The sequence below is a fragment of the Streptomyces sp. NPDC087420 genome (assembly GCF_044744165.1).
In the GTDB taxonomy this organism is placed as follows: domain Bacteria; phylum Actinomycetota; class Actinomycetes; order Streptomycetales; family Streptomycetaceae; genus Streptomyces.
In genome coordinates this window covers 349,918-372,880 of record NZ_JBIUXU010000006.1, presented here as the reverse complement: position 1 = coordinate 372,880, position 22,963 = coordinate 349,918, and the positions used below count along the sequence as shown (strand labels likewise).

At 72.8% G+C, this 22,963-nt stretch carries 15 protein-coding genes; 4 read left to right on the top strand and 11 right to left on the bottom strand.

Annotated elements, in window-relative coordinates:
- Positions 1-98: 98 nt before the first annotated feature.
- Positions 99-1,148, bottom strand: coding sequence for a sugar-binding transcriptional regulator (locus ACIO1C_RS14920; RefSeq protein WP_401862930.1), 1,050 nt, complete (start codon positions 1,146-1,148; stop codon positions 99-101).
- A 592-nt stretch (positions 1,149-1,740) separates the two neighbouring features.
- On the opposite strand from ACIO1C_RS14920, the gene ACIO1C_RS14915 reads away from it, so the two are divergent.
- Entirely contained in the window at positions 1,741-3,876 is a 2,136-nt protein-coding gene (locus tag ACIO1C_RS14915) for an SMI1/KNR4 family protein (protein ID WP_401862928.1), read from the top strand.
- Positions 3,877-3,903: 27 nt separating this feature from the next.
- Here ACIO1C_RS14915 and ACIO1C_RS14910 read toward each other — a convergent pair whose 3' ends face one another.
- Positions 3,904-4,470, bottom strand: a complete 567-nt coding sequence (locus ACIO1C_RS14910; RefSeq protein ID WP_401862925.1) for a TetR family transcriptional regulator — start codon at positions 4,468-4,470, stop codon at positions 3,904-3,906.
- Between the two features lie 100 nt (positions 4,471-4,570).
- On the opposite strand from ACIO1C_RS14910, the gene ACIO1C_RS14905 reads away from it, so the two are divergent.
- Entirely contained in the window at positions 4,571-6,004 is a 1,434-nt protein-coding gene (locus tag ACIO1C_RS14905) for an aldehyde dehydrogenase (protein ID WP_401862922.1), read from the top strand.
- A 41-nt stretch (positions 6,005-6,045) separates the two neighbouring features.
- On the opposite strand, the gene ACIO1C_RS14900 is transcribed toward ACIO1C_RS14905, so the two are convergent.
- Complete coding sequence (locus tag ACIO1C_RS14900) at positions 6,046-6,810, bottom strand: enoyl-CoA hydratase/isomerase family protein (protein WP_401862920.1); 765 nt, start codon at positions 6,808-6,810, stop codon at positions 6,046-6,048.
- Between the two features lie 255 nt (positions 6,811-7,065).
- On the opposite strand from ACIO1C_RS14900, the gene ACIO1C_RS14895 reads away from it, so the two are divergent.
- Positions 7,066-8,535: a dihydrolipoyl dehydrogenase family protein gene (locus ACIO1C_RS14895; RefSeq protein WP_401862917.1), complete on the top strand. Its 1,470-nt coding sequence runs from the start codon at positions 7,066-7,068 to the stop codon at positions 8,533-8,535.
- A gap of 9 nt (positions 8,536-8,544) precedes the next feature.
- Here ACIO1C_RS14895 and hppD read toward each other — a convergent pair whose 3' ends face one another.
- The 6 genes from hppD to ACIO1C_RS14865 all read right to left on the bottom strand — a co-directional run bounded on the left by hppD (position 8,545) and on the right by ACIO1C_RS14865 (position 16,213).
- On the bottom strand, positions 8,545-9,645 hold the full coding sequence (gene hppD, locus ACIO1C_RS14890) for a 4-hydroxyphenylpyruvate dioxygenase (RefSeq protein ID WP_401862914.1): 1,101 nt from the start codon (positions 9,643-9,645) through the stop codon (positions 8,545-8,547).
- Positions 9,642-10,967 carry a cytochrome P450 gene (locus ACIO1C_RS14885; RefSeq protein ID WP_401862912.1) on the bottom strand — a complete coding sequence of 442 codons (1,326 nt, stop codon included), beginning with the start codon at positions 10,965-10,967 and terminating at the stop codon, positions 9,642-9,644. Before ACIO1C_RS14885 ends, hppD begins: the two co-directional genes overlap by 4 nt.
- Positions 10,968-11,065: 98 nt before the next feature.
- Complete coding sequence (locus ACIO1C_RS14880; RefSeq protein ID WP_401862909.1) at positions 11,066-12,016, bottom strand: aromatic prenyltransferase; 951 nt, start codon at positions 12,014-12,016, stop codon at positions 11,066-11,068.
- A 74-nt stretch (positions 12,017-12,090) separates the two neighbouring features.
- The gene (locus tag ACIO1C_RS14875) at positions 12,091-13,101 is read right to left on the bottom strand and encodes a methyltransferase (RefSeq protein WP_401862907.1); all 1,011 of its coding nucleotides are present in this window, start codon (positions 13,099-13,101) and stop codon (positions 12,091-12,093) included.
- A 144-nt stretch (positions 13,102-13,245) separates the two neighbouring features.
- On the bottom strand, positions 13,246-14,421 hold the full coding sequence (locus ACIO1C_RS14870) for a cytochrome P450 (protein WP_401863207.1): 1,176 nt from the start codon (positions 14,419-14,421) through the stop codon (positions 13,246-13,248).
- Positions 14,422-14,560: 139 nt separating this feature from the next.
- Positions 14,561-16,213: a GMC family oxidoreductase gene (locus ACIO1C_RS14865; RefSeq protein ID WP_401862904.1), complete on the bottom strand. Its 1,653-nt coding sequence runs from the start codon at positions 16,211-16,213 to the stop codon at positions 14,561-14,563.
- 214 nt (positions 16,214-16,427) lie between these two features.
- Between ACIO1C_RS14865 and ACIO1C_RS14860 the strand changes: the two genes are divergently transcribed.
- Positions 16,428-16,979: an EF-hand domain-containing protein gene (locus tag ACIO1C_RS14860; RefSeq protein WP_401862901.1), complete on the top strand. Its 552-nt coding sequence runs from the start codon at positions 16,428-16,430 to the stop codon at positions 16,977-16,979.
- Between the two features lie 49 nt (positions 16,980-17,028).
- On the opposite strand, the gene ACIO1C_RS14855 is transcribed toward ACIO1C_RS14860, so the two are convergent.
- Positions 17,029-19,833 (bottom strand): ATP-binding protein, encoded by a 2,805-nt coding sequence (locus tag ACIO1C_RS14855; protein WP_401862899.1) that lies wholly within the window; start codon positions 19,831-19,833, stop codon positions 17,029-17,031.
- A gap of 166 nt (positions 19,834-19,999) precedes the next feature.
- On the bottom strand, positions 20,000-22,786 hold the full coding sequence (locus ACIO1C_RS14850) for an ATP-binding protein (RefSeq protein ID WP_401862896.1): 2,787 nt from the start codon (positions 22,784-22,786) through the stop codon (positions 20,000-20,002).
- Between the last annotated feature and the right edge of the window lie 177 nt (positions 22,787-22,963).

Genomic DNA, 22,963 nt, shown 5'->3' with positions numbered 1-22,963 from the left:
GCGGGAGGAGCGAAGGCGGAGGCCCCCGCGGCGGGTCTCCCCGGGGGGCGGCTCGCGAACGGCCGTACGCGAGAACCCGGTTGTCCGGTACGGCGTTCTCATGTGGCCGTCTCCACCACGCGGGCGTCCTTCGTCCGCGCCGGGCCGTCCGGGCCGTCGGCCCACAGGAGGCGGCGCGCGGTGGCCGCGTCCGTGACCACGCGGGTGAGAAGCCCGGATTTCAGGACGGCGCGAATGGCCTCGGCCCTCCGCACCCCGCCCGAGACCCCGATCAGCTCGGGGATCTCCCGGAGCTGGCCGGCGCTCAGGGCGATCGTGCGGGCGTCCAGCTCCTGGGGAAGCGGGTGGCCGTCCCGGTCGAAGAGGTGGCCGGCCACCTCGGCGCACGCCCCGAGTGTGCGGTACGTGTCACGCTCCCGCTCCGTCAGGGCGTCGTACACCGCCGAGAGCGAGGCGTCCCACGCACCGATGCCGACCACGGCCTTGGTGACCCGGCCGAACCGGCCCAGCGTCTCGGCCGTGTCCGGCTGGCTCCTGAGGAGGGCGGCCGTCGGGGCGTTGGGCAGGACGAACGGGGCGTGGAGCGCAAAGGCCCTGCCCCGGCCGGCCGCGGCGGTACGGTGGACCGCCGCGATCGCGGCGTCGTGGGCCAGGTCAGGACCGCGCACCCCGGTCAACTGGACGACCTCGCGGGAGCGCAGCCGCCCGACCGCCTCGCTGAGCGCCTCCACCGAGCGGCTCGCGTCCAGCCCGAGGACATCGCCCTCCTCGCTGATCTCCGAGATCAGCCGGGCCGCCGCCGTCCCCAGCCAGCGGCCGGCGCGGCGCGTGTCCCCCGGGGCCACCTCGTCGCCCTCGCTCCGGGTCAGATCGACCACCACGGCCTGGCGGAGCCCGAAGCGCTCGGCCAGGGCGTGCGAGAGCGGGGCGTCGATCTCGGCGGGGACGGTGATGTCGATCCTGACGATGTCGTGGGCCACCGCGGCATCGAGGAGACGCGCCACTTTGAACCGGCTGATCCTGAATTCCTTTGCGATGTCGACCTTCGACTGGTTCTCGAGATAGAAACGCCGGGCGACGGACGCGGCGAGCAGTTTGTCGACCGCGGCGAAGGGGGCCTCCGCCTCGCGGTCTTCGCCCAGGCTCATGAGGTGCCGACCGCCGTCCGTGACAAGCCCGGGCGGATCGCCGCCGGCGGCGCGTGCCGCGTCCCGTGCCACGGCTCACGGGCGTGCGCGCCTGGCGTACTGTCCGCTGCTAACACGTCTCTCCTCCTCCGGGAATGCCGTATTCCGCGGGACGCGCCGCACCGGAGAACGGTTCCGGGGCTCGGCACGGACGACTCCCCGCCTTCGGACCGGCACGCGGAGCGGTGGTCACGACGGGGGCGGGCGCGTCCTCGGCGGGCCTGTGCGGGCCTGTGCGGGCAGACTTCCGGGACCCGGAGGTCCGGGTCCGTCTCCCGCCCCGTGCGATCCACAGACAACTCCCGCCCCACGGTCACCAGTTCGATGCTACGCACCCGGTGTTACGCCAGGGGTACAGGGGCACCACATGAGGCGGAAATCTCGCCGTCGGGGGGACGTCTTCGGCGCGACGGCCCCGCCGCCGCGCCGCGCACCCCGTTGTCAGTGGGCCTGTCTAGCATCGGTGAAGGCAGGTCGGCGGCTCAACTCCGCCGCCATTCATCCCACTTCGACACTGCGACGGCCGTTCTGGCCGTCATCCCGGGAGCACAGCGTGCGAGCGACCTTCGCGGACTTCACCACCGATCCGCCCCGGCCGGGCCCCGGCACGGCCCGGTTCGACCACTGCCACCCCGCGCCGGACCATCTCGCGGTCGACGCGGGCGGCGGCGTGACGTTCGACTTCGTGCCGGCCGACGTCTTCCCGCCGGGCGAGGGCGGGACGCCCGGGGAGCTGACCCTCACGGTCACCGCGCTGGTTCCCCCGACCGGCGGGTCCCCGGGGGACACGCCGTTCGAGATCACCGTCAACGGCCGTGCTGTCGTGGGCGACTTCGCCGTGCCGGACGGAGTCCTGCCCGGGGAGACGGTGTTCGCGGTGCCCGGCGCGCTTCTGGTGCCGCACACCAACACCCTGCGCCTGCGCCACCCCGCCGGGGCGCGGGGCGGCCTCCGGCTGTACCGGATCGCCCTGGACCCGTCCCGTACGACCGGCGACCCGTCCCGTACGACCAGCGGCGCGGATCGTACGACCGGCGGCGCGGATCGCACGACGGCGGAAGTGGCCGCCGGAGAGGCGGTGTTCACCTTCCGCACCGAGCGGCGCGCCCACCCGTCCGCGAGCTGGCGGCCCGCTCCACGGCTGACCGTCCTCCTCGACCGGGACGAGCGCGCACTCCCGGAACAGCTCGCCTGGCGCGGCGGGGACGGCGCGGAGGCGGCGGTCGCCTTCCCGCCGGCGAGGACGGAGTTCTACGGACACCACCGCGCCGCCGACGGCTCGCTCACGGAGTACCGCGGGGTGCGGGAGGAGCACGGGGCGCTCCCCGGGGGCACGTACGCGCGCACGTACCCCGGCCCGTACGCGGGCACGGCCCCGCACCGGTTCCGGACGGAGGAGGACCGGGGCGAGGGCGACTGGCACGCCTCCGGCGAGCTTCGGCTGCTGATCGAGGACGGGGGCGCACCCGTCGAGCGGGTGACGTGGCACGACCGGGCGGGCGATTCGGGCTCGCTGGCGCTGCGGGCGGCCGGGCCCGACCCACGGGAGGAGGTCACCGATCTGGTGACCGGCGTCCGGGCGAGTGATGAGTTCACGGAGGCCGACGAGGTCGCCCGGAACCTCCTCGACACCACCTGGCACAAGTGGCTGGGCGATGGGCACACCGCCTGGCTGGAGTTCTCCCTGAGCCGGCCGGTCGCCGTCCTCCACTACGTGCTGGCCTCGGCGAACGACTGCGACGACCGTGACCCCGAGGAGTGGACCCTCCAGGGTTCGCACGACGGCGAGCGGTGGGTCACGCTCGACACCCGCGCCGGGGAGCGCTTCCCCGAACGCCACCAGTCGCGGGGCTTCACCGTGTCCGCGGGTACGGCCGCGGCCTACGGTCACTACCGCCTTGAGATCACCCGCAACGCGGGGGCCTGCCACGTCCAGCTCTCCCAGGTGCGCTTCTTCGCGTCCGCCCCCGGACCGCGGGGGTTTGTCGGCTACCACCAGCCCGTGAACGAGGGACCGGCCGGCTACCGGGGCACCTCGGTGTCCGCCGCCCCGGAGCGGGAGCCGGCGCCCGGGCACCGGCCCCCCACCGACCCGGACCCTGACCCGGACCCGGAGCCACGGCCCACGTCCGGCCCGGCGGCGGCACTGCGTACCGTCGAGAAGTGGCGGGGCTACCTCGCCGAGCACAGCGCCGCCCTGATGCACGTGCCGGACGACGAGGAGCCGGACGGCGTCGCCGCCCAGCGGCGAGCCGTCGGCCGGCTCCTCTACGGAGGCGCCGACGACGAGCGGATAGCGGCCCTGGAGGAACGGCTCGGCATCCGGCTCCCGCCGAGCTATCGGGCGTTCCTCGCCACCTCGGACGTCCGGCTGAACATCAGTCCGTTCATGTGGGAGATGCGGACGACCGAGACCGTCGACTGGTTCCGCGCCGAGTCCGGCCTGTGGGAGATGCTCCGGATGGGCGGCGAGGAAGACTTCGAGGAGCAGACCGCGATGATGGACCGCGCGCTGCTGATCTCCGAGGACGGCGACGCCCAGTACTGGCTGCTGGACCCGGGGGACGTGTCCGAGGACGGCGAGTGGGCCGCGTACATCTGGGCGAGCTGGTACCCGGGCCTGGGCGAGAGGTACACGTCCTTCGCCGAGTTGGTCATCGAGGAGCACACCGGGTCCGAGGACGAGTGACCTGAGGCCTCGGGACACCCCCGGCGCTCAGCCGGAAGGACCGGACCGGGCTTCCAGGAGGGCGCGGGCCGCCGCCACGACGGTCGCGCGCCGCAGGGCGGGGTCGCCGCCCAGGGCCGGGGCCAGCGGCCCGTTGGAGAGGGACAGGAGGACCATCAGATCGCGCAGTTCCTCGGCGGGGAGGTCCCCGGGGATCCGCCCTTCCTTCTGGGCCCGGGCGATCCTCTCGGCCTTCTGGGCCTGCGCGTCGTGCACGGTCTGGGGGGGCGTGTGATCGGGCCGCTCCAGCTGGTGCCAGGCCGCCAGGCGTACGACGTGGGGGTGCGCCTGGTAGTAGTCGTAGAGCCGCCCGACGTATCCGGGCAGGTCGTCGGGGTCCAGGTCCACGGCCTCGACGATCTCGACGACATGGCGGCTGTACACGACGTCGAACAGCTCCAGCTTGCCGCCGAAGTAGCGGTACAGCAGGGCGTTGTTGACGCCCGCCGTGGTGGTGATGCGGTCGACGCGCGCCCCGGCGATGCCGTACCGGGCGAATTCGTCCGCCGCGGCGTCCAGGATCTTGCGCCGGGTCTCTTCCGCGCTGCGTGCCATGGACCCAGGATATGTAGGTAAACACCTACTTGACAAGCCTGCGGGGGCGTCCTAGCGTCGAAGTAGGTAACTACCTACCTTCCCGTGGACCGGAGAGATCATGATCGTCTACGACAAGCTCTACATCGGCGGCCACTGGGCGCCCTCGTCTCTCGACGAGCGGATAGAGGTCCTTTCCCCGCACGACCAGTCCCCCGTCGGCCACGCCGCCCAGGCCGCGCCCGCCGACGTGGACGCGGCCGTGGCCCTCGCGCGTGAGGCCTTCGACCACGGACCGTGGCCCCGGCTGACCCCCGGGGAGCGCCGGGCCACGGTGGCCCGGTTCAACGCCCTGCACGCCGCGCGGGCCGAGGAGATCGCCGACCTCATCACGGCCGAGAACGGCTCGGCGAGCTGGTTCACCCGCAGCCTCCAGACCGCCCTGGCGGGGCAGACCGACGCGTATCTGCGCGCCTCCGAGGCCCTGCCGTGGGAGGAGGAGGTACGGTCCCCCGCGGGCGCCCGTTCCCTGGTGCGCCGCGAGCCCGTCGGAGTGGTCGCGGCGGTCATCCCCTGGAACGCGCCGCACCAGTCCGCCCTGGCCAAGATGGTTCCCGCGCTCCTCGCGGGCTGCGCGGTCATCCTGAAGGCCTCGCCCGAGACCGCCCTGGACGCGCTCCTGCTGGCCGGGGTCTTCGACGAGGCCGGATTCCCCGAGGGCGTGGTCTCCGTGCTGCCCGCCGGCCGGGAGACCAGCGAGTACCTCGTCTCCCACCCGGGCGTCGACAAGATCGCCTTCACCGGCTCGACCGCCGCGGGCCGCCGTATCGCCTCGATCGCCGGGGAGCAGCTCAAGCGGGTCAGCCTGGAGCTGGGCGGGAAGTCCGCCGCGATCGTGCTGGACGACGCCGATCTGGAATCGGTGACCGAGGGGCTGCGGTACGCGTCGTACGGGAACAACGGCGAGTCCTGCGTCAGCCTCACCCGCGTCCTCGCCCCGCGCGCCCGCTACGAGGAGGTCGTCGCCGCCGTGGCCGCGCTGACCGAGAGCCTGACCGTGGGCGATCCGGCCGCCCCGGACACGTTCATCGGCCCGATGGTGCGCCGGGGCCAGCAGGAACGGATCCAGTCGTACATCAGGACCGGCGTCGAGGAGGGCGCGCGGCTGGTCGTCGGCGGCCCCGACACCCCCGCCGGGCTGGAGGGCGGCAACTACGTCCGCCCGACCGTCTTCGCCGACGTCGACAACTCCATGCGGATCGCGCAGGAAGAGATCTTCGGCCCCGTTCTCGTCGTCATCCCCTACGACGACGACAACGACGCGGTACGCATCGCCAACGACTCGCCGTACGGCCTCTCCGGCGGCGTGTGGACGGCGGACACGGAACGCGGCGTGGAGATCGCCCGCCGCGTCCGTACCGGCACGTTCTCCGTGAACGGCGCCGCGCCCGCCTTCGACACCCCGTTCGGCGGCTACAAGGCGAGCGGGGTCGGCCGGGAGTTCGGCGCGGCGGGCCTGGGCCAGTACCTGGAGCTCAAGTCCATAGCCCTCTGAGGCCGGCTCCCCTGGTAGCCGGCTCAGCCCTGATGGGCGGCTCAGCCCTGGTAGGCGAGGTCCGCCGCCGTCAGGCCCTCCAGGGCCATGCCGAGCTGGGTGCCCTCGGCAATGCGGCGGCTGATGCGCTGACGCAACGTCACCGCGAGATAGCGGGTCAGCAACTGCGGCTTCGCGGCCAGCGTTTCGGCGAGTTCGTATGCGCGGGCGAGGACCTTGTCGTGGGGCAGCACCTCGGCCACGGCGCCCCAGCGTTCGGCCTGCTCTGCGGTGAACGACCCCTGCGTGAGGGTGAGGTAGCGGGCCCGGTTGAGGCCCAGGGCCTCCTCCCAGACGATCTGGAGGCCGTCGCCGGGGACGATCCCGAAGGTCAGGTGGGGGAAGTCCGAGAAGACGGTGGTGTCCGAGGCGATGACGATGTCGGCGATCAGGGCGTACTCACTGTGGACGGTCGCCGGGCCGTTCACGGCCGCGACGACCGGCATCTCCAGGTCGGCCAGCCGCTGCATGATGCGGCGGCCCTCGGCGATCGTACGGTCCCAGTGGGCGGGCTTGGTGATGTCGCCGAGGCTGGGGCCGTCGATGTCCGTCATGAAACGGTCACCGGTCCCGGTCAGGACGAGCACCCGGTTGTCGCGGTCCTCACCGATCTCGTACAGGGCACGCGGCAGCTCGCTGTGCAGGCGCCCCGTGAAGGTCGCCGGGCCGTCGTCGGTGTGGAAACGCAGGGTGAGGACTCCGGAGGGGGTGCGTTCCAGGGCGAGGTTCTCGAAGGCGGTGAAGTAGGCGGGCTCGTGGGCGGTCATGGGACGGGCTCCTTGAATCGGCCAAGTACTGCTCTCCCTGTCCAGGGAACCTCGCGGGGACCGGTATCCCCAGCATCCGGCCGGGCGAACGGCCGAGGGCGGCCATAAGCCATCCTTCTGGCCGCTGCGGCACCGGGGTCCGGGACCCTCACGGAGGGGGAGTGACAGGGCCCGCACGGAGCGCCACGCCGCGCCATCGGCCGCGCCTCTGCCGAGAGCCTGGAAGTCGGAACCGAAACATGGTCCGATGACGGCATGAGCGAATCGCCAGAAAAGCTACAAACAGGACAGACCCCGGGCTCGGACCTCACGTACGACGCCGTGGTCGTCGGCGCCGGTCCGGTCGGCCAGAACGTCGCCGAGCGGGCGCGCGCCGCCGGGCTGAGTGTGGCGGTGGTGGAGCGGGAACTGGTCGGCGGGGAGTGTTCGTACTGGGCGTGTGTACCCAGCAAGGCGCTGCTGCGTCCGGTGCTCGCCGTAGCCGACGCGCGCAAGGTGGACGGGGCACGCGAAGCGGTCAGCGGAACGATCTCCACGGACGGCGTCTTCGGCCGGCGCGACCGCTACGTCACCGACTGGGACGACACGGGCCAGGCCGACTGGGTCCGGGGCATCGGCGCCGACCTCCTGCGCGGCGACGCGCGGCTGGACGGCGGGCGCCGCGTCGTGGTCCGTACCCCCGACGGCGGGGAGACGGTCCTCACCGCCCGGCACGCGGTGGCTCTGTGCACCGGCAGCGACGCCGTCGTCCCCGACCTGCCCGGACTCGCCGAGGCGCGCCCCTGGACCAACCGCGAGGCCACGGACTCCCGTACCGTCCCCGGCCGGCTCGTCGTGGTCGGCGGGGGCGGGGTCGGCGTCGAGATGGCCACCGCCTGGCAGGGGCTCGGCGCGGAGGTCACTCTGCTGGCCCGCGGTCCGCTGCTCCCCCGGATGGAACCCTTCGTCGGCGGGATGGTCGCCGACGGGCTCAAGGACGGCGGCGTGGACGTACGGATCGGCGTGTCCGCCACCGCGCTGCACCGCCCCGACCCGGACGGCCCCGTCGGCGTCGTCCTGGACGACGGCACCCGCCTGGAGGCCGACGAGATCCTCTTCGCCACCGGCCGCTCGCCCCGCACCAAGGACGTCGGTCTTGAGACGGTGGGCCTGACCCCCGGGACCTGGCTGGACGTGGACGAGACCTGCGCGGTCCGCGGCGTCGACGGGCACTGGCTGTACGCGGTCGGCGACATCAACCACCACGCCCTCCTCACCCACCAGGGCAAGTACCAGGCCCGGATCACCGGCGACGCGATCGGCGCCCGCGCGGCCGGGGAACCGGTGGACACCGCGCCGTGGGGCGCCCACGCCACCACCGCCGACCAGCACGCGGTCCCCCAGATCTTCTTCACGGACCCCGAGGCCGCCGCGGTGGGCCTGTCCACGGAGGAGGCCACCCGCGCCGGCCACCGCGTGCGGGCCGTCGACGTCGACTTCGCGACCGTCCCCGGCGCCCTGCTCCACGCCGACGGCTACCGGGGCCGGGCCCGCATCGTCGTGGACCTCGACCGGGAAACGCTGCTCGGCGCGACCTTCGTCGGCCCGGGCGTCAGCGAACTGCTCCACTCGGCCACGATCGCCGTCGCCGGCGAGGTACCCGTCCCCCGCCTGTGGCACGCCGTGTCCTGTTTCCCGACCGTCAGCGAGATCTGGCTGTACCTGCTGAAGGCGTACCGGGACTGACCGGCGCGTTCACCTGCCGCGCGCGGCGGCCGCGTTCTCGTCCAGCCGGACCGACTCGTACAGGGCGGTGATGTTGCCGCCGCCGAACGTCCGGCCGCCCTGGCGCTCGATGATCTCGAAGAAGAGGGTGTTCCTCGGGTGCACCGACTTCGAGAAGATCTGGAACAGCTGCCCGCCGTGGTCGACGTCCACCAGGACGCCCAGCTCCTTGAGGCCGTCGACCGTGTAGCGGGCCGGTGCCAGCCGCCGGGTGAGCAGCTCGTAGTACGTGTCCGGTGTACGGAGGAACTCGACGCCGCCCAGGGTCAGGAACCGCACGGTCTCCGCGATGTTCTCCGTGGAGAAGGCGACGTGCTGGACACCCGCCCCGCCGTGGTCGTGGAGGAAGCGGTTGATCTGCCCGGGGTCCCGGGTGATGTCGGGCTCGATCAACGTCAGCGTCACCCCGCCCGAGCGGCTCTGGACCGCCGAGGTCCTGACGGCCTGGTTGCCGATGACGATGCGTTCGGTGAACGTCGTCTCGAAGTCGAGGACCCGCTCGTAGAAGGCGGCCAACGGCTCCAGGCCGCCGGGCCGCACGCAGACGGCCAGGTGATCGATGTGGGTCAGTCCGGGCTTCCGGGGCGAGGGCGAGCCGCCCACGGGCACCGCCGCGTGCGGGAGGGTGGCGTGGAGATCGTCCACGCGCAGGTCGTCCACGCGCAGGTCGTCCGCGCGCTGGACGAACGTGTGCGTCACGTCGTCGAATCCGGCGATCGTGGCGGTGACGACGTCACCCCGCCCCACCGGTTCGCGGACCGGGCGGGCTCCCCGCCGTACCGCCTCGTGGAACGCCGCCGCGGCGTCCGGCACACCCAGCGCGATGTCGCCGACACCGTCACCGTGCAGCTCGGTGAACGCGCTCCCGGCCGGGTCGTCCGCCCCCGGCCGGACCAGTTCGAGCCGGATCCGGTCGGCCAGGAGCAGCGCCGACCGGCCGTCCGTACCCGTACGGGCGGTGAATCCGCAGGCGTCGGTGAACCACGCCGCGCTCTCGGCGAGGTCGGTGACGTACATCCTGAGATGGTCGACGCACATGTCCTGGAAGACGCCCGTGTCCTTCGTGGTCACGCTCGTTCACTCTCCTTCGACTTCGACGGGTGGGGGGTGAGGCGGTGGGACGACGTCCGGCCGCCGGGCAGCGCGACCGTCAGGCTGTCGAACGACCGCTGTGTCGCCAGCCTCCGCCGGACGGGAGTGCCCGCCGGCGCGAGGCCCGGCAGGTGGGCGTGGAGCCGGGAGAGGAACACCGTGATCTCCATCCGGGCCAGCCCCGCTCCCACACACCGGTGGATGCCCTCGCCGAACGTGAGGTAGCCGGGCACCCCCCTGGCCGGGTCGAAGCGGTCGGGATCCGGGAAGACCGCGGGGTCCCGGTTCACCGACCCGATCAGCACGTGGACCCCGGCGCCGCGCGGGATGACCGTCCCGGCGACCTCCACGTCCCGTACCGGCACGAGTTGGGAAGCGGCCATCCAGATCGGCGGTTCGTGGCGCAGGCACTCCTCCACGAACCCGGCGGCCGCCTCCGGGTCCGGGTCCGCCAGAGCGGCCCGTGCGGCCCGGGGAAAGCGGATGACCTCAAGCACGGTGTGGTCCATGGCCGCGGTGGTGCTGTCGGAGCCCGCCATCCACAGTCCCCAGAGCATATTGATCAGTTCGGCCTGGTCCAGGGCCGGCCCGCCGTCCTCACCGCCGCCGTTCGCGAGGGCGGACACCGCGTCCGTACGAGGGCGCGAACGCCGCTCCGCCACCAGGCCGGTGAAGTACTCCTCGATCGCGAGGGTCGCCTCGTCCGCCTCCCTCAACGCGGCCTCGTCCGCCGTGGGATGGGCCGCCCGGAGCGTACGGGAGACCAGCGGCGCGATCGAGGACCGGTCCGCCTCGGGCACACCGATCAGGTCCGCGATGACGTGCATGGCCAGCGGCGCGGTCACCTCGGTGTGGAGGTCCACACTCTCCCCGTCGCGCAGGCGCTCGACCACCGGCGCGAAGAGCGCGTCACACCGCTGCCGCGCGCCGCGCCGCAGCGTCTCCACCGCCTGAGGTGTGAAGAACGGGGCCATCGCCCGGCGCAGTCTGGTGTGTTCGGGCCGGTTGGTGTTGGTGATGCCCACCAGGAAGTTCCGCAACGTACGGGAACGGCCGATCCGGGGCTGTTTGGCCCGCAGTTCCTCCTGGGTGAGGCTGCGGAAGGCCGGATCCCGCATCACCAGTCGCGCCTCCTGGTGGCGGCTGACGAAGTACACCCCACCCGTCGGGTTGGGGTGCACGGGCGAGTGCTCGCGCAGCCACGCGTACAGGGGGTACGGGTCCTCCATGGTCGCCGGGTCCTGCATGCGGACCAGGACGTCGACCGGCCCACCGCCGACGTCGACGGGAAGCGCTGACACGGAACCTCCGGGGGGAGAGAGAAGAAACGGAAGGAGGTGGGGAAGGGGCGGATCCGGGGAGGGGACGCCGGGTCCGCGGGTCCGCGGGTCCGCTGATGTCATACGGGCAGGGCGGAGTCCCGCTCCCGGCCGCCGCTGAAGTGACAGCTCCACCGTTCGAAGGCGGAGATCATGTCGCCGTAGCAGCTGCGCTCCGCCTTGACGTAGGTGCCGTTGCCGGGGCCGTACGACCAGCCGATCACCGTGCACCCCTCGGCGTCGTAGGACGGGGCGGCGGCGAGGAAGGTGGCGATGCGTTCCGGGATGCGGGGAAGCCGGCCGTCGGGCACGTTGAGGGCGTAGAAACACACGCGTGCCACGTCTCCCGTGGTGAGGGAGACGGTGACCGAGATTCCGTAGTCCCGCGGCATGAGGGCCCCCATCTCCGCGACGTCCTCGGCGCTCGGGGGTGTGACGCCGACGAGCGAGACGATGTCGGCGCACCGCGCCGCCGTGACGGGGCCCCGCACGCGGAAGTAGAGGTTGACCGAGTGGTGGCGGTGGTCGACCGCGAGGAAGCGGATGTGCGCGAGACCCGCGCGGGCGAAGGCGGGCAGGTTGCGCCGCAGGGCGTCCGGGACCGCCTCGGCGTCGAGGACCTCCGCGGCCGGGCGGGTGCCGCCGAGCCACACCCACGTCTTGTCCAGTCCGGTACGGGCGGTGAAGTCGCAGGACTGCTCGGGCGCGCCGTCGTAGAGGTCGCTCCAGAACGCGATCAGGGGCGCGAGGGGTGTGTCGGGCGGGAGCAGGCCGGCGGCCGTGGCCGTGCTGAGGGTGTCGGTCCGGGTCCGGGTGTAGAAGCGGTAGCTGAGGTCGTCCCCCGGGCGGCCGGTCGTCTTCCACACCACGGCGCTGTCGAGGAAGTGGCCGGCGTAGGCGGCCAGCGCCTTCCGGGTGACCTCTTCGTCGAAGGGGGCGCCGACGGCGGCGGCGGTCGAGCGGATGTCCTCCAGGAAGTGGAGCGGGGTGGGGCGGGTGGTCGGTGCGGTTGTGGTGGTCGGTGTGGCCATCGTGGCTCCAAGACGGTGCTGGCGTGGGGTAGGGAGGGGGAGGTACGGGGTACGGAAGGGGCGGAAGGCGGCCCTCAGGCGCGGCGCGCGACAACGACGCCGTTGGCCCCGGCCGCGTCGAACCGGACGATCTCGGTGTCGGCGAAGCCCGCGGCGTGCAGCCACTCCACGTACTCGTCCTCGCCGTAGTTACGGCCCGCCGCGGTCTCCACCAGCATGTTCACGCCCATGAGGGCGGCGTCGAGGGGCCCGGTGCGCCCGGCGTCGACGAGCAGCTCGCAGACCAGCAGGACACCGCCCGGCGCGAGGGCGTCGTGACACTTGCGTACCAGAGCCCGGCCGTCGCGCTCGTCCCAGTCGTGCAGGATCATGCTGAGCACGATCAGGTCGTGCCCGCCGGGCAGTTCCGCCTCGCGCCGGAAGTCGCCGGGCGTGATCCGGACGCGCTCCGCCAGGCCCGCGGACGCGATCCGGTCCTGGGCGAGGGCGCAGACGTGCGGCAGGTCGTACAGGGTCGCGGTCAGGTGCGGGTGCCGGCGGCACAGCTCGATCACAAAGGCCCCGGAGCCGCCGCCGACGTCCAACAGGCGCTGATGCGGGCCGAAGTCGTACGTCTGCGCCAGGACGCGGGCGGTCGCGGCGGACAGCGAGTGCATGCCGTTCCAGAACGCCTCCGTGAAGGCGGGGTCGCCGGACGAGAAGAGCGTGCTCTGGGTGTCGGGGTCCCAGGTGAGCGGACGGTTGGAGCGGACGGCGGCGCCGAGGTCGTGCCAGGCCGGGTAGGCGCGGTCGTTGAAGCGCACGACGCCACCGAAGTAGCACTCCCCGCCTTCCACGAGGAACTGCTCGGCGAGCGGCGCGTTCCGGTAGGTGTCGCCGTTCTTCTCCAGGAGGCCGAGTGCCGTGCACGCGGTCAGCAGCAGGTCGGCCGGCCGGTCCTCGATGCCCAGTGCGGCGGCGAGTTCGGTCCTGGTGCGGTCCGGGTGGCCGGACAGCCGGGTGAAGAGGGCCAGTTCGACGGCGACGGCCAGTGTCTTGAACTGCCAGAAGCCCGTGGCCATACGCATCAGAGGGGCGGCCGACATCACGGGAGCGTCTGCCGGGCCCGCCGTACCCCTCTCCTCGTGATCCTGCCCGTGCTCGTGTTCATGCTCGTGTACGAGCGTCATGCTGATGTTCCTTTCCGGCGAACGAAAGAGTGGGGGTCGGGGAGGGGGCCGAGGGGGGGGTCAGTGCCAGCGGACGGGCAGGCTGCGGGGACCTCTCGGCATCGTGCCGGGCCGCCAGGCCAGGGCGGCCGGGTGCGCGTCCAGTTCCAGCGTGGGGAAGGTCTCCAGAAGCGCGCGCACGGCGGTACGCACCTCCTGGCGGGCCAGTGAGGCCCCCAGGCAGAAGTGGCTGCCGTGGCCGAAGGCCACATGGCCGCGCGCGTCGCGGGTGATGTCGAAGTCGCCCGGCCGGTCGAAGCGCGCCGGGTCGCGCCCGGCGTCGGAGATCACCGGCAGCACGATCTCGCCGCCGCCGGGGATGCGGGTGCCGGCGATCTCGACCGGGTCGACGGTGAAGCGGAACGTGGCGACTTCCAGCGGGCCTTCGTAGCGGAGCATCTCCTCGACCGCCGCGTCGATGAGCGACGGGTCGGCGCGCAGCGCGGCCAGTTGCCCGGGGTAGGTGAGCAGGGCCAGGACTCCGTTGGAGATGAGGTTGGCGGTGGTTTCGTACCCGGCGATCAGCAACACCTGTGCCATGCCGAGGAGTTCCTGCTCGCTGAGCCGGTCGCCGTCCTCCTCGCCCAGGGCGATGAGGTCGCTGAGCAGGTCGTCACCGGGCCGGGCGCGCTTGGTCTCCACCAGGCCGGCGAGGTAGCGCGTCATGTCGGCCAGGGCGTCCCGGGTGCGGGGGGTGGCGGCGCCCACGACGAGGAGGTCGGACCAGGCACGGAAGGCGTCGCGTTCGAGGAAGGGAACGCCGAGGAGTTCGCAGATGACCGTCATGGGCAGGGGGAACGACAGGGCCTCGACCAGATCGGCGCGCCCCTCGGGCGCCGCCCGCATCGCCTCCAGCAGGTCCGTGGTGACCTGCTGGATCCGCGGGGCCAGGGAGGACACCCGGCGCGCGGTGAAGGCGCGGGTGACCAGAGCGCGCAGCCGGGTGTGCCGCGGGGCGTTGGCGCGGAGCATGGACACCCCGGACGTCACGGTCTGCACCCGCTGGGCGGGCGAGGCGTGGCGCCACTCCTTGGACAGCCGTGTGTCGGCGAGCGCGGCGCGCACCTCGTCGTACCCGAGGACCAGCCAGACGACGGTCCCCTCGGGGAGGCGTACGTGGTGGACGGGTCCCTGTGCGCGCAGCCACGCGTACACCGGGTAGGGGTCGCGGGTGAAGTCGCCCCCGAGGGAGGCCAGTTCGACCGGCCCGGTCGTGTCGGCCGTGCCTTCGGGTACGGCCGTCCCGGCAGCCTCGACCGGCACCTGTGTTCCCGCTGTCACGTGCTCCTGCTCCCGCTGTACTCGGTAGGGGGTGGGTGGGTGTGCGCGATCCCGGCTACGTCACGGCGACGCGCGGGGCGCCCGCCGTCACGGGGCCGGCGCCGGCGCCCTGCCGGAAGACACTCCCCCGCCCCCCACCGCCCCGGATGAGGTCGGACGCCTTCTCCGCCACGGCGATGGTCGGGGCGTTGGTGTTGCCCCGTGGCACGGTCGGCATCACCGAGGCGTCCACCACGCGCAGCCCCTCGACACCACGCACGCGCAGGTCGAGGTCCACGACGGACGCGGCGTCCGCCCCCATGGCGCAGGTCCCCACCGGGTGGTACGCGGTCTGGGCGCGGGCGCGGATGAACGCGATCACGTCCTCCTCGGCGTCCGACTCGGGCGCGTACAACGGTCCGGCGAGCCGTTCCGCGAGCGGTCGCGCCGCCGCCCACCGGGACGTCAGCCGCACCCCTTCGACCTGGGCCCGCAGATCCTCCGGCGCGGTGAGGTAGCGATGCCTGACGAGGGGCTTGGCGGTGGGGTCGGGGGAGGCCAGCGCGACGCGTCCCCGGCTGACGGGCTTGAGTACGGACGCCCCCATCGAGAGCGCGTGGCGGGGTACGGGCACCAGCCCCTCGCCCGCGAACCCCACGGGGATGACGTACAGCTGGAGGTCGGGGGCCGTGAGCCCGGCGCGGCTGCGGACGAATCCCCCGGCCTCCACCAGGTTGGACGTGAGAGGTCCCCTGCCCTCGGCGAACTCCCTGGCGCTGTCGGGGCAGCCGTGGATCCCGTGGAGGCTTTCGGGCGAGGCGGTCGCGTAGACCTGCGGGACGACGGTGTGGTCGCTGAGGTTGCGCCCGACGCGGGGCGACTCGACGCGCGGGGTGATGCCCAGCGCCGCGAGGGCATCGGGATCGCCGACGCCGGACAGCAGGAGCAGGTGGGGTGATCCGTACGTACCGGCGCTGAGGATCACCTCCCGCTCGGCGGTGTAGGTGACCGGGCGGCCCAGCCGTGTGCCGTGGACGCCGGTGGCCCGGCCGCGGTCGATCCGTACGCCGGTGGCCTGGACGTGGGTGACGACGGACAGGTTGGGGCGGTCCGTGACGGGGTGGAGGTAGCAGGCGGCGGCGCTCGCGCGGCGGCCGTCGCGCTGGGTGAGCTGGTACCGGCCGACGCCGTCCTGCCGGGCACCGTTGAAGTCGTCGTTCGCCGGGAACCCGCAGCCGAGCGCCGCCTGTAACGCGAGGTCGACGAGGGGGGTCGGGTGCCTCTGGTCGGAGACGGCCAGCGGGCCGCCGACGGCGTGGAAGGGGCCGGCCCCGCGTGCGTTGTCCTCCGCGCGCAGGAACATGGGCAGCAGGTCCGACCAGCCCCAGCCGGCACAGCCGAGAGCACGCCACTCGTCGTAGTCCGCGGGGTTGCCCCTGACGTAGACCATGAAGTTGGTCGAGGACGATCCGCCCAACAGCCGCCCCCGGGGCAGGTAGACGCGTCGGCCGTTCAGTTCCGGCTCGTAGTGGGTGCTGTGGTCCCAGTCCATGTGGGTACGGAACAACGCGGGGAAGGCGGCGGGCGTGTGCACCAGCGGCGCGGTGTCCGCGCCGCCCGCCTCCAGCAGCAGTACGCGTACGCCGGGGTCCTCGCTGAGGCGGTGGGCGAGGACACATCCGGCCGATCCCGCGCCCACGACGACGTAGTCGAAAGAGTCCCCAGGCACGAAATCGAACCCTCTCGAATTGTTCTCTGTCTGCCCCGGGTCTTCCCCGAGTGCGTTCCGGACACGTCTGCGCCAGAGCTTACTGATCATGAAGCGCCGACTCGCACTCCAGCCGCTGTTCACCACTCGAACGAGTGGATATCCGCGCGTGCGGCCTGGGTAATTCACCCCGGGACCGGCCAACCGCGCCTCGTGAGTGAGAGAGAGACCTCTGATGCCTGAGCGCTCCGTCCTGGACATCAAGCTCGACCGGTTCTTCGAATTGCTCGACACCGACAACGACGGCGGCATCCGGGAGAGCGACGTCGTCTCGCTGGCGACGACCCTGAGCACGGCGGTCGGCGCCCAGGACCCCGCCACCGAAGCCCGCCTGCACGCCGCGCTGGGCGCCATCTGGTCCACCGATCTCAAGGCGATGGACACCGACGGCAACGGGGCCATCGACGCCGGGGAATACCGCCTGGGAGTCCGCCGCTCCTTACAAACCGACCCTCACGGATTCCTCGGCCGCATGGGCACGCTGATGCAGGCCTGGACGACGCTCTGCGACACCGATGGGGACGGTGTCATCAGCCGCGACGAATACGCGGCGATGTACGGAAACACGTTCGGTGTCCCCCGGCAAAGCCTCGACGAGGCATTCACCAAGCTCGACCGCGACGGGGACGGAGTCCTCAGCCGGGAGGAAATCAACGCCGCGGTCCTGGACTACTTCACCAGCGACGATCCGAACGCCCCGGGGAACTGGATTTTCGGCCCCGCCTGACAGGGAGTTGATGCGAATAGTTGATACGAAGGGGCGGCCCCGGGTGGTGTCAGTCCGGGCGTCGGTCCTCTTCCATGAGCTTGTGGACCAGTTGGACGCGCGAACTCACCTCCAGCTTGCGGAAGATGGCGCGCAGATGGGCCGCGACCGTGTTGGGTGAGAGCGTCAGCTCGGTGGCGGCGGAGCGGTTGGAGCGGCCTTCTCCGACCAGGCGGGCGACGCGGCGTTCCATGGTGGTGAGGGCCTGCCAGCCGGAGACGGGACGGGCGGAGGCGCTGTTCCACTGGCGGCGCCGGAAGCCCGCCGCCTGCATCGTGTACTGGATCCGGCGGGCGTCTCCCGAGGCGCCCAGGTCCTGGAACGTGTTCCAGGCCGAGTCCAGCAGCTCCGCCGCTTCCGTCCGGTCGCCGTGGCGCAGCAGTGCCTGCCCGACCCGCTCCGCCGCCCCGGCCTCAAGGAGCCTGCGGGGATGGGACCGGAGGGATGCGAGGCCCTGTCGCAGCAGATCGATGTTGTCGGTGGCCATCCCTTCGGCCTGTTCCGCCAGGCCTCTGAACGACACGACGTCCGGGTTGTTCTCGGCGTAGCGCCGCGCCAGCCGGGCCGCCCGGACGGCGATGTCGTGACGGCCGCTCGCGGCCGCCGCGTCCGTGACGTCCATGACCCAGTCGGGAATGCCGGCCGCCCGTTCCGCCCATCGGAAGCCGGCCCGGGGGTGGTCCAGGACGCGGTGCCGGAGGAGGAGGTCGACCGCCCCCTCGGGGTTGCCTTCGGCGGTGAGGAGGCGGGCCCACATGATCACCTGGCGCGGCTGCGTGCGGGGGTCGGTGGTGTCCCAGCTCACCGCTCCGCAGTACGCGCGAGCGGCCCGTACGTCGCCCCGGTGCAGGGCGATCCGGGCCATGATGACCTTTCCCGCCCGCTGGGCGTAGTGCTCGAGACCGTCTCCCAGCTCGGACAGCGCGACGAGCCCCGCGTCGGCCTCGTCGAGGCGGCCGAGGCGGAAGTCGTACAGGGCCTGCGCGAACAGGAGGTCCGGGATCTGCGAGGAAACGCCCTCGTCGTCGGCGCTGCGCCGGCTCAGCAGGATCAGGCGGCGGGCGGACTCGTACGCGTCCACGAAGAGCTGGGCCACGATCTCGTCCAGATCGAGGGAGCGGCCGGCGGAGCGGAGGGCCGCGAAGTGCCCCAGCGCCGTTCTGACATGACCGTCGTTCAGGGCGATCTCGGCCAGCGCGCGCCGGGCGAGCGCCTCGGCGGTCTCGTCGGCCCCGTCGGCGCCTTCCTTGAGAGCGCGCTCGCCGACCTGTGCGGCCCGGACCATGTCGTCGCCGTGCGACAGCGCGAGCGCCTGGAGACCGAGCAGCCGCCGGTGGGTCTCCGCCGACAGGCCGTCCAGTTCGAGGGCGGTCTCGATCCGCTCGCGCATCTCGTCGGGCCTGGCCAGGCCCCACAGCACCCACGCCAGTCTGCCCTGGATCCGCCCGATGTCGTCGTGACCGGGCAGCGTCTCCAGGATGTCCTCACCCAGCTCCATCGCCTCCCGTGGGCGGTGGGCCTTGCCGAGGAGGGTGACGGCGTCCTCACCGACGCGCGGCCACACGGTGTCGCCCCGTGACAGCAGGGCGAAGGCGGCGACCACGAGGTCGGCCGCCGTCGCGGGGGCGAGGGTCCGTACGGCGGCGGCCGCCCGGCGCAGGATGTCCACCGCGCCGCGGTCGTTCTTCACCGCGCTCGCCAACAGGTGCGGGGCCGCTTCGACGGGGTCGCCGCCGGCCGACAGGAGCAGCTCGGCCGCGTCCCGGTGGAGCAGCGTACGGATCGGACGGGGCACGTCCGCGTAGACCGCCTGCCGGACCAGGTCGTGCCGGAAGGCGACGCGCTCCTGTCCGGCGTCGAGGACGCCGGCGCGTACGGCCTGTTCGAGCCGTTGGATGAGGTCCTCCGTGGACGCGCCACCCAACAGGGCCGCGGCGTCCTCGACGCGGAAGGACTGTCCCAGCACCGCGCCGACCGACAGGAAGCGCCGGACGTCCTCGGGGAGCGCGTTCAGCCTGCCGCGCAGTCCTGCCACGAAGGAGCCGGGCAGAGAGCCGGGAAGAGAGGCGGGAAGGCCCTGGTCGGCGGAGGCCGCACCGGCCGGCGCGTCTCCGGCGTTCCTGGCGATCGCGTCGATCAGCTCGACCGCGAGGTACGGCACCCCGTTCGCGCCCTCCAGGAGACGCAGCAGGCGCTCGTCCGGGGCCACGCCCAACCGGTCGCGGGCGACCAGGGCGACGTCGGAGGCGGTGAGCGGCCCCAGCTCGACGGCCTCCACGGGGACACTCCCCCGTACGACGTCCTGGAGTTCGTCCGCCGTACCGCCGGGGTCCGTACGGGAGCTGAGGATCCACACCACCGGTACGCCGGCCAGCCGGACGGGCAGGGTGCGCAGGGCGAACACACTGAGGCGGTCGGCCCATTGGACGTCGTCCACCGCGACGAGGAGGGGGGAGCGCATCGCGTGCTCCTCCAGCATCCCGGCGAGCCGGTCCACGAGCCAGAGCTGCTGGCGGTAGAGGGGCGCGAGGTCCGCGAACGCCTCGGCCGACAGGAGAGGACGGCTCCCGAAGCGCAGCGCCGCCAGGAGGGGGGCCATCGGGGCGATCTGCTGGAGTTCCTCGGCCTTGGCCCGGCTGATGGTGAATCCCTGCCCGGAGGCCTGTCCGACCAGTGTGTCCAGGAGGGCGGTCTTGCCGATCCCGGGCTCGCCCCGGACGAACACCACGGCTCCCTGGCCGGTCCTCGCCACCTTTTTCAGCACCGCCAGAACGTGGCCGACGGCGTCGGCACGCCCTCTGAGAACCGGTTTCACGGTCGTGTCCCCATCCGGGTGCGCTCCGACGTCGTATGTCCTCGGACGAGACCATCCTCGCACCATGAAGGAGCCCTGTCCTTGGACAGCGATCCGGCCGCCCGCGCCCCGGGCGGTGTGCTCACTCCAGACGCGCTCACTCCAGATGCGCTCACTCCGGGTCGGCTCACTCCAGGTCCGCGAGCGCGTCGCGCAGCCCGGCCCGGGAGGTGATGCCGAGCTTCGGGAAGATCTGGTAGAGATGCGCGCCGACGGTCCGGTGCGAGAGGTAGAGCCGTTCCGCGATCTGTTTGTTGCTCAGTCCCGAGGCCGCGAGATCCGCGATCTCCCGCTCCTGCGGGGTGAGGCCCTTCCCGCCGGGGGTGGTGGCGCGTGCCGCGCCCCACCCGGTGGCGCGCAGTTCCTTGGACGCGCGCTCCGCCCAGGGCGTGGCACCGAGCAGGACGAAGGCGTCGTACGCCAGGCTCAGCGGCCCTCGGGCCTCGGCGTTCGCCCGGGCCCTGCGGAGCCGTTCCCCGTACGCCAGCCGCACGCGCGCCAGGTCGAACGGCCACCGCTCGACCGTCGGCACGGCCAGCGCCTCCTCGAAGAGCCGGACCGCCTCCTCGTCGTCGGTGGCGCACAGCGCCGCCGCGCCCCCGGCCAGCAGGGCGAGCCGGGGGGAGAGCGCCGCGATGCCGGTCTCCCGGACGGCACGCACGTGGGCGGCGGCCTCCGCGGGACGGTTGGTGCGCATCGCGGCCTCGACGACGTCCATCGCGACCCACAGCGCGTGCGGGACGTGGGAAGCGAGGTCACCCGCGGCGCTGATGGCCGTCGCGTTCTGGTACGCGGCCTCGAAGTCGCCTCGTCCGAGAGCGGCGACGGTCCGGACGTGCCGGGCGTAGTGCAGCGCGGTCACCACCCCCCGGGGCGTGGCCCAGCGGGTGATCCGGTCGGCCAGTTCGCCGGCTGTGGCGTCGTCGCCGCGGGACGCGGCCACCACGGCCCGGCAGTACCAGAAGTACCAGGTGAAGAAGTGGTAACCGGAGTCCTCGCAGAGCTGGACCCCTTCATCCGCCAGCCGCACGCACTCGTCCCACCGGCCGGTCAGGCCGTCGTCCAGGCACAGGTGCATCAGCGCACCGATGTACCGGCGCGCGGGACCGCCGTCGCGCCCCTGGAGGACCACCCTCCAGGAGGGCTCGCGCACGTCGGCCAGCCGGTCGGCGTAGAGCGACGCGGTCCCGATCCGGACGATACGGCCGGGGTCGGTCTCCTCCCGGAGCCCCCCGAGCAGGGACTCCAGCTGGTCGAGCGCCGCGACTCCCGTACGGGCCGGGTCGGAGAAGGTCCTGCCGATCACGGAGAGGAGCACGGGCGGGTCGGGCCGCAGCCGGGCCATCGCCGCGTAGAAGGGCTTCCACAGCTCCGCGCGGCCACTGAAGAAGCAGAGGAGCAGCAGCAGGTGCAGGGCGTCGACCAGCGCGCTGTCCTTCGCGTCGTAGCGGTGGGAACCGGACTCGATGGCCCCCACCAGCAGGCGGTGGGCGGTGTCGAGGTCCCCGTCGCCGTTGATGATCAGGAAGACGACGGCGGCGGCGGAGCGCAGGGACCACATCAGGTCCGGGTCCGCCCGGCGGGCCTGGTCGAGCAGCTCCGACGCGCCGCGCAGCTCCCCGGTCGCGTCGGCGCCGATGTACGCGGCCTCCGCCAGGCGGCGCGCGCGGTCAGGACCGAGGGGGCTGAGATCGCCCGCCCGTACCAGCGCCGCCACCGCCCCGACGGCGTCACCGCGCGCCGCGATCCGGTGCGCGGCCTCTTCCAGCAGGGCGGCCACGTGCTCGTCGGGTTCGACGGCCGCCTCTCCGAGGTGCCAGGCCCGGCGCTCGGGCTCGTCCGCCAGCACCCCGGCCAGGGCGCGGTGGGCGAAGTGACGCTCCGCGCCGGTACAGGCCTCCACCACCGCCGAGCGGATCAGGGGGTGGCGGAAGACGAGCCGCCTGCCGCCCTCGTCGAACCGCACCAGCCGGTCCCGCTCGGCCGGGGCGAGATCGTCGAGGCCGGCGCCGTATCCGGCCTGCCGCGCGGACGCCTGGAGGACCCCGAGGTCGCCGGTTCCGTCCATCGTGGCAAGCAGCAGCAGCCGCCGCGCGCCCACGGGGAGCGAGGCCACCCGGGAGACGAAGAGCGCCTGGAGCCGCTGGCTGAGCGGCAGCACCTCGGGGAGGCCCTCCGCCGCCACGCGCTGCTGCCCGCTCAGGGCCGTCGGCAGTTCCAGGAGCGCCAGCGGGTTTCCCTCGGAGACCGCCAGCAGGCGCCGGCGGACCCGCTCGGCGAGATGGGGGAAGCGCGCGTCGAGCAGGGCTCGCGCCGAGTCGCCGTCCAGCGGCGGGACTTCGTACTCGGGAAAGCCCGCGTGTTGGAAGAGGCAGTCGCTTCCCGAGCGCAGAGCGCCGAGGAAGCCGACCCGGCTGCCGGCGAGCCGGCGCGCGACGAAGCCCAGAACGGCGGCGCTGGCCCGGTCGAGCCACGGCAGGTCGTCGACCACCAGGAGGAGGGGATCCTTGGCGGCCACCTGACGCAGCAGTGTGAGGGTGGCGGTCGACATCACCAGCCGGTCGGGAGGCGGTCCGCTGCCGTAGCCGAGCGCCACCCGCAGGGCCTCGCTGTGCACACCGTCCAGGTCGCCGAACGACTCGGTCAGCGGGAAGAGGACCTGGTTCAGTCCCGAGTAGCTGACGTCGGCCTCGAACTCGATCCCGGCGGCGCGCAGGACCTGCGAGCCTCCCGCCGACGCCGCTTGTGCCACGGCGTCGAGCACCGCCGTCTTGCCGACTCCCGCCTGCCCCGACAGCAGCAGTGCTCCGCCGCGGTCGGGGCGGGCGAAGAAGTCGCCGATACGTCCGAGCTCCGCGTCCCGCCCCACCAGAGGGGCGGCGGAACCGTACTCGAACAGGTCGCCGTAGCTCACCAGGTCACACTCCCTCCCTGGCCAACTCGCGTTTTCCGTCCAGAAGGGGAGACAACCACGCGCCGTGCCGCCCGGGCATCACCTGATCCGACGTGATCGGCCGGCCACGGCCGGCGGCAAGCGCCCGGGAGGTAGTCAGGACGGACGAGCCGGTGCGCCGCCGCCCAGGGAGCATGG

Excerpts from the sequence above, each read along its gene's own strand:
- ACIO1C_RS14895 (WP_401862917.1), top strand. The coding sequence starts at position 7,066 with ATGAGCGAATCGCCAGAAAAGCTACAAACAGGACAGACCCCGGGCTCG.
- ACIO1C_RS14920 (WP_401862930.1), bottom strand. The coding sequence starts at position 1,148 with ATGAGCCTGGGCGAAGACCGCGAGGCGGAGGCCCCCTTCGCCGCGGTC.
- ACIO1C_RS14880 (WP_401862909.1), bottom strand. The coding sequence starts at position 12,016 with ATGGCCACACCGACCACCACAACCGCACCGACCACCCGCCCCACCCCG.
- ACIO1C_RS14900 (WP_401862920.1), bottom strand. The coding sequence starts at position 6,810 with ATGACCGCCCACGAGCCCGCCTACTTCACCGCCTTCGAGAACCTCGCC.
- ACIO1C_RS14905 (WP_401862922.1), top strand. The coding sequence starts at position 4,571 with ATGATCGTCTACGACAAGCTCTACATCGGCGGCCACTGGGCGCCCTCG.
- ACIO1C_RS14875 (WP_401862907.1), bottom strand. The coding sequence starts at position 13,101 with ATGTCGGCCGCCCCTCTGATGCGTATGGCCACGGGCTTCTGGCAGTTC.
- ACIO1C_RS14910 (WP_401862925.1), bottom strand. The coding sequence starts at position 4,470 with ATGGCACGCAGCGCGGAAGAGACCCGGCGCAAGATCCTGGACGCCGCG.
- ACIO1C_RS14860 (WP_401862901.1), top strand. The coding sequence starts at position 16,428 with ATGCCTGAGCGCTCCGTCCTGGACATCAAGCTCGACCGGTTCTTCGAA.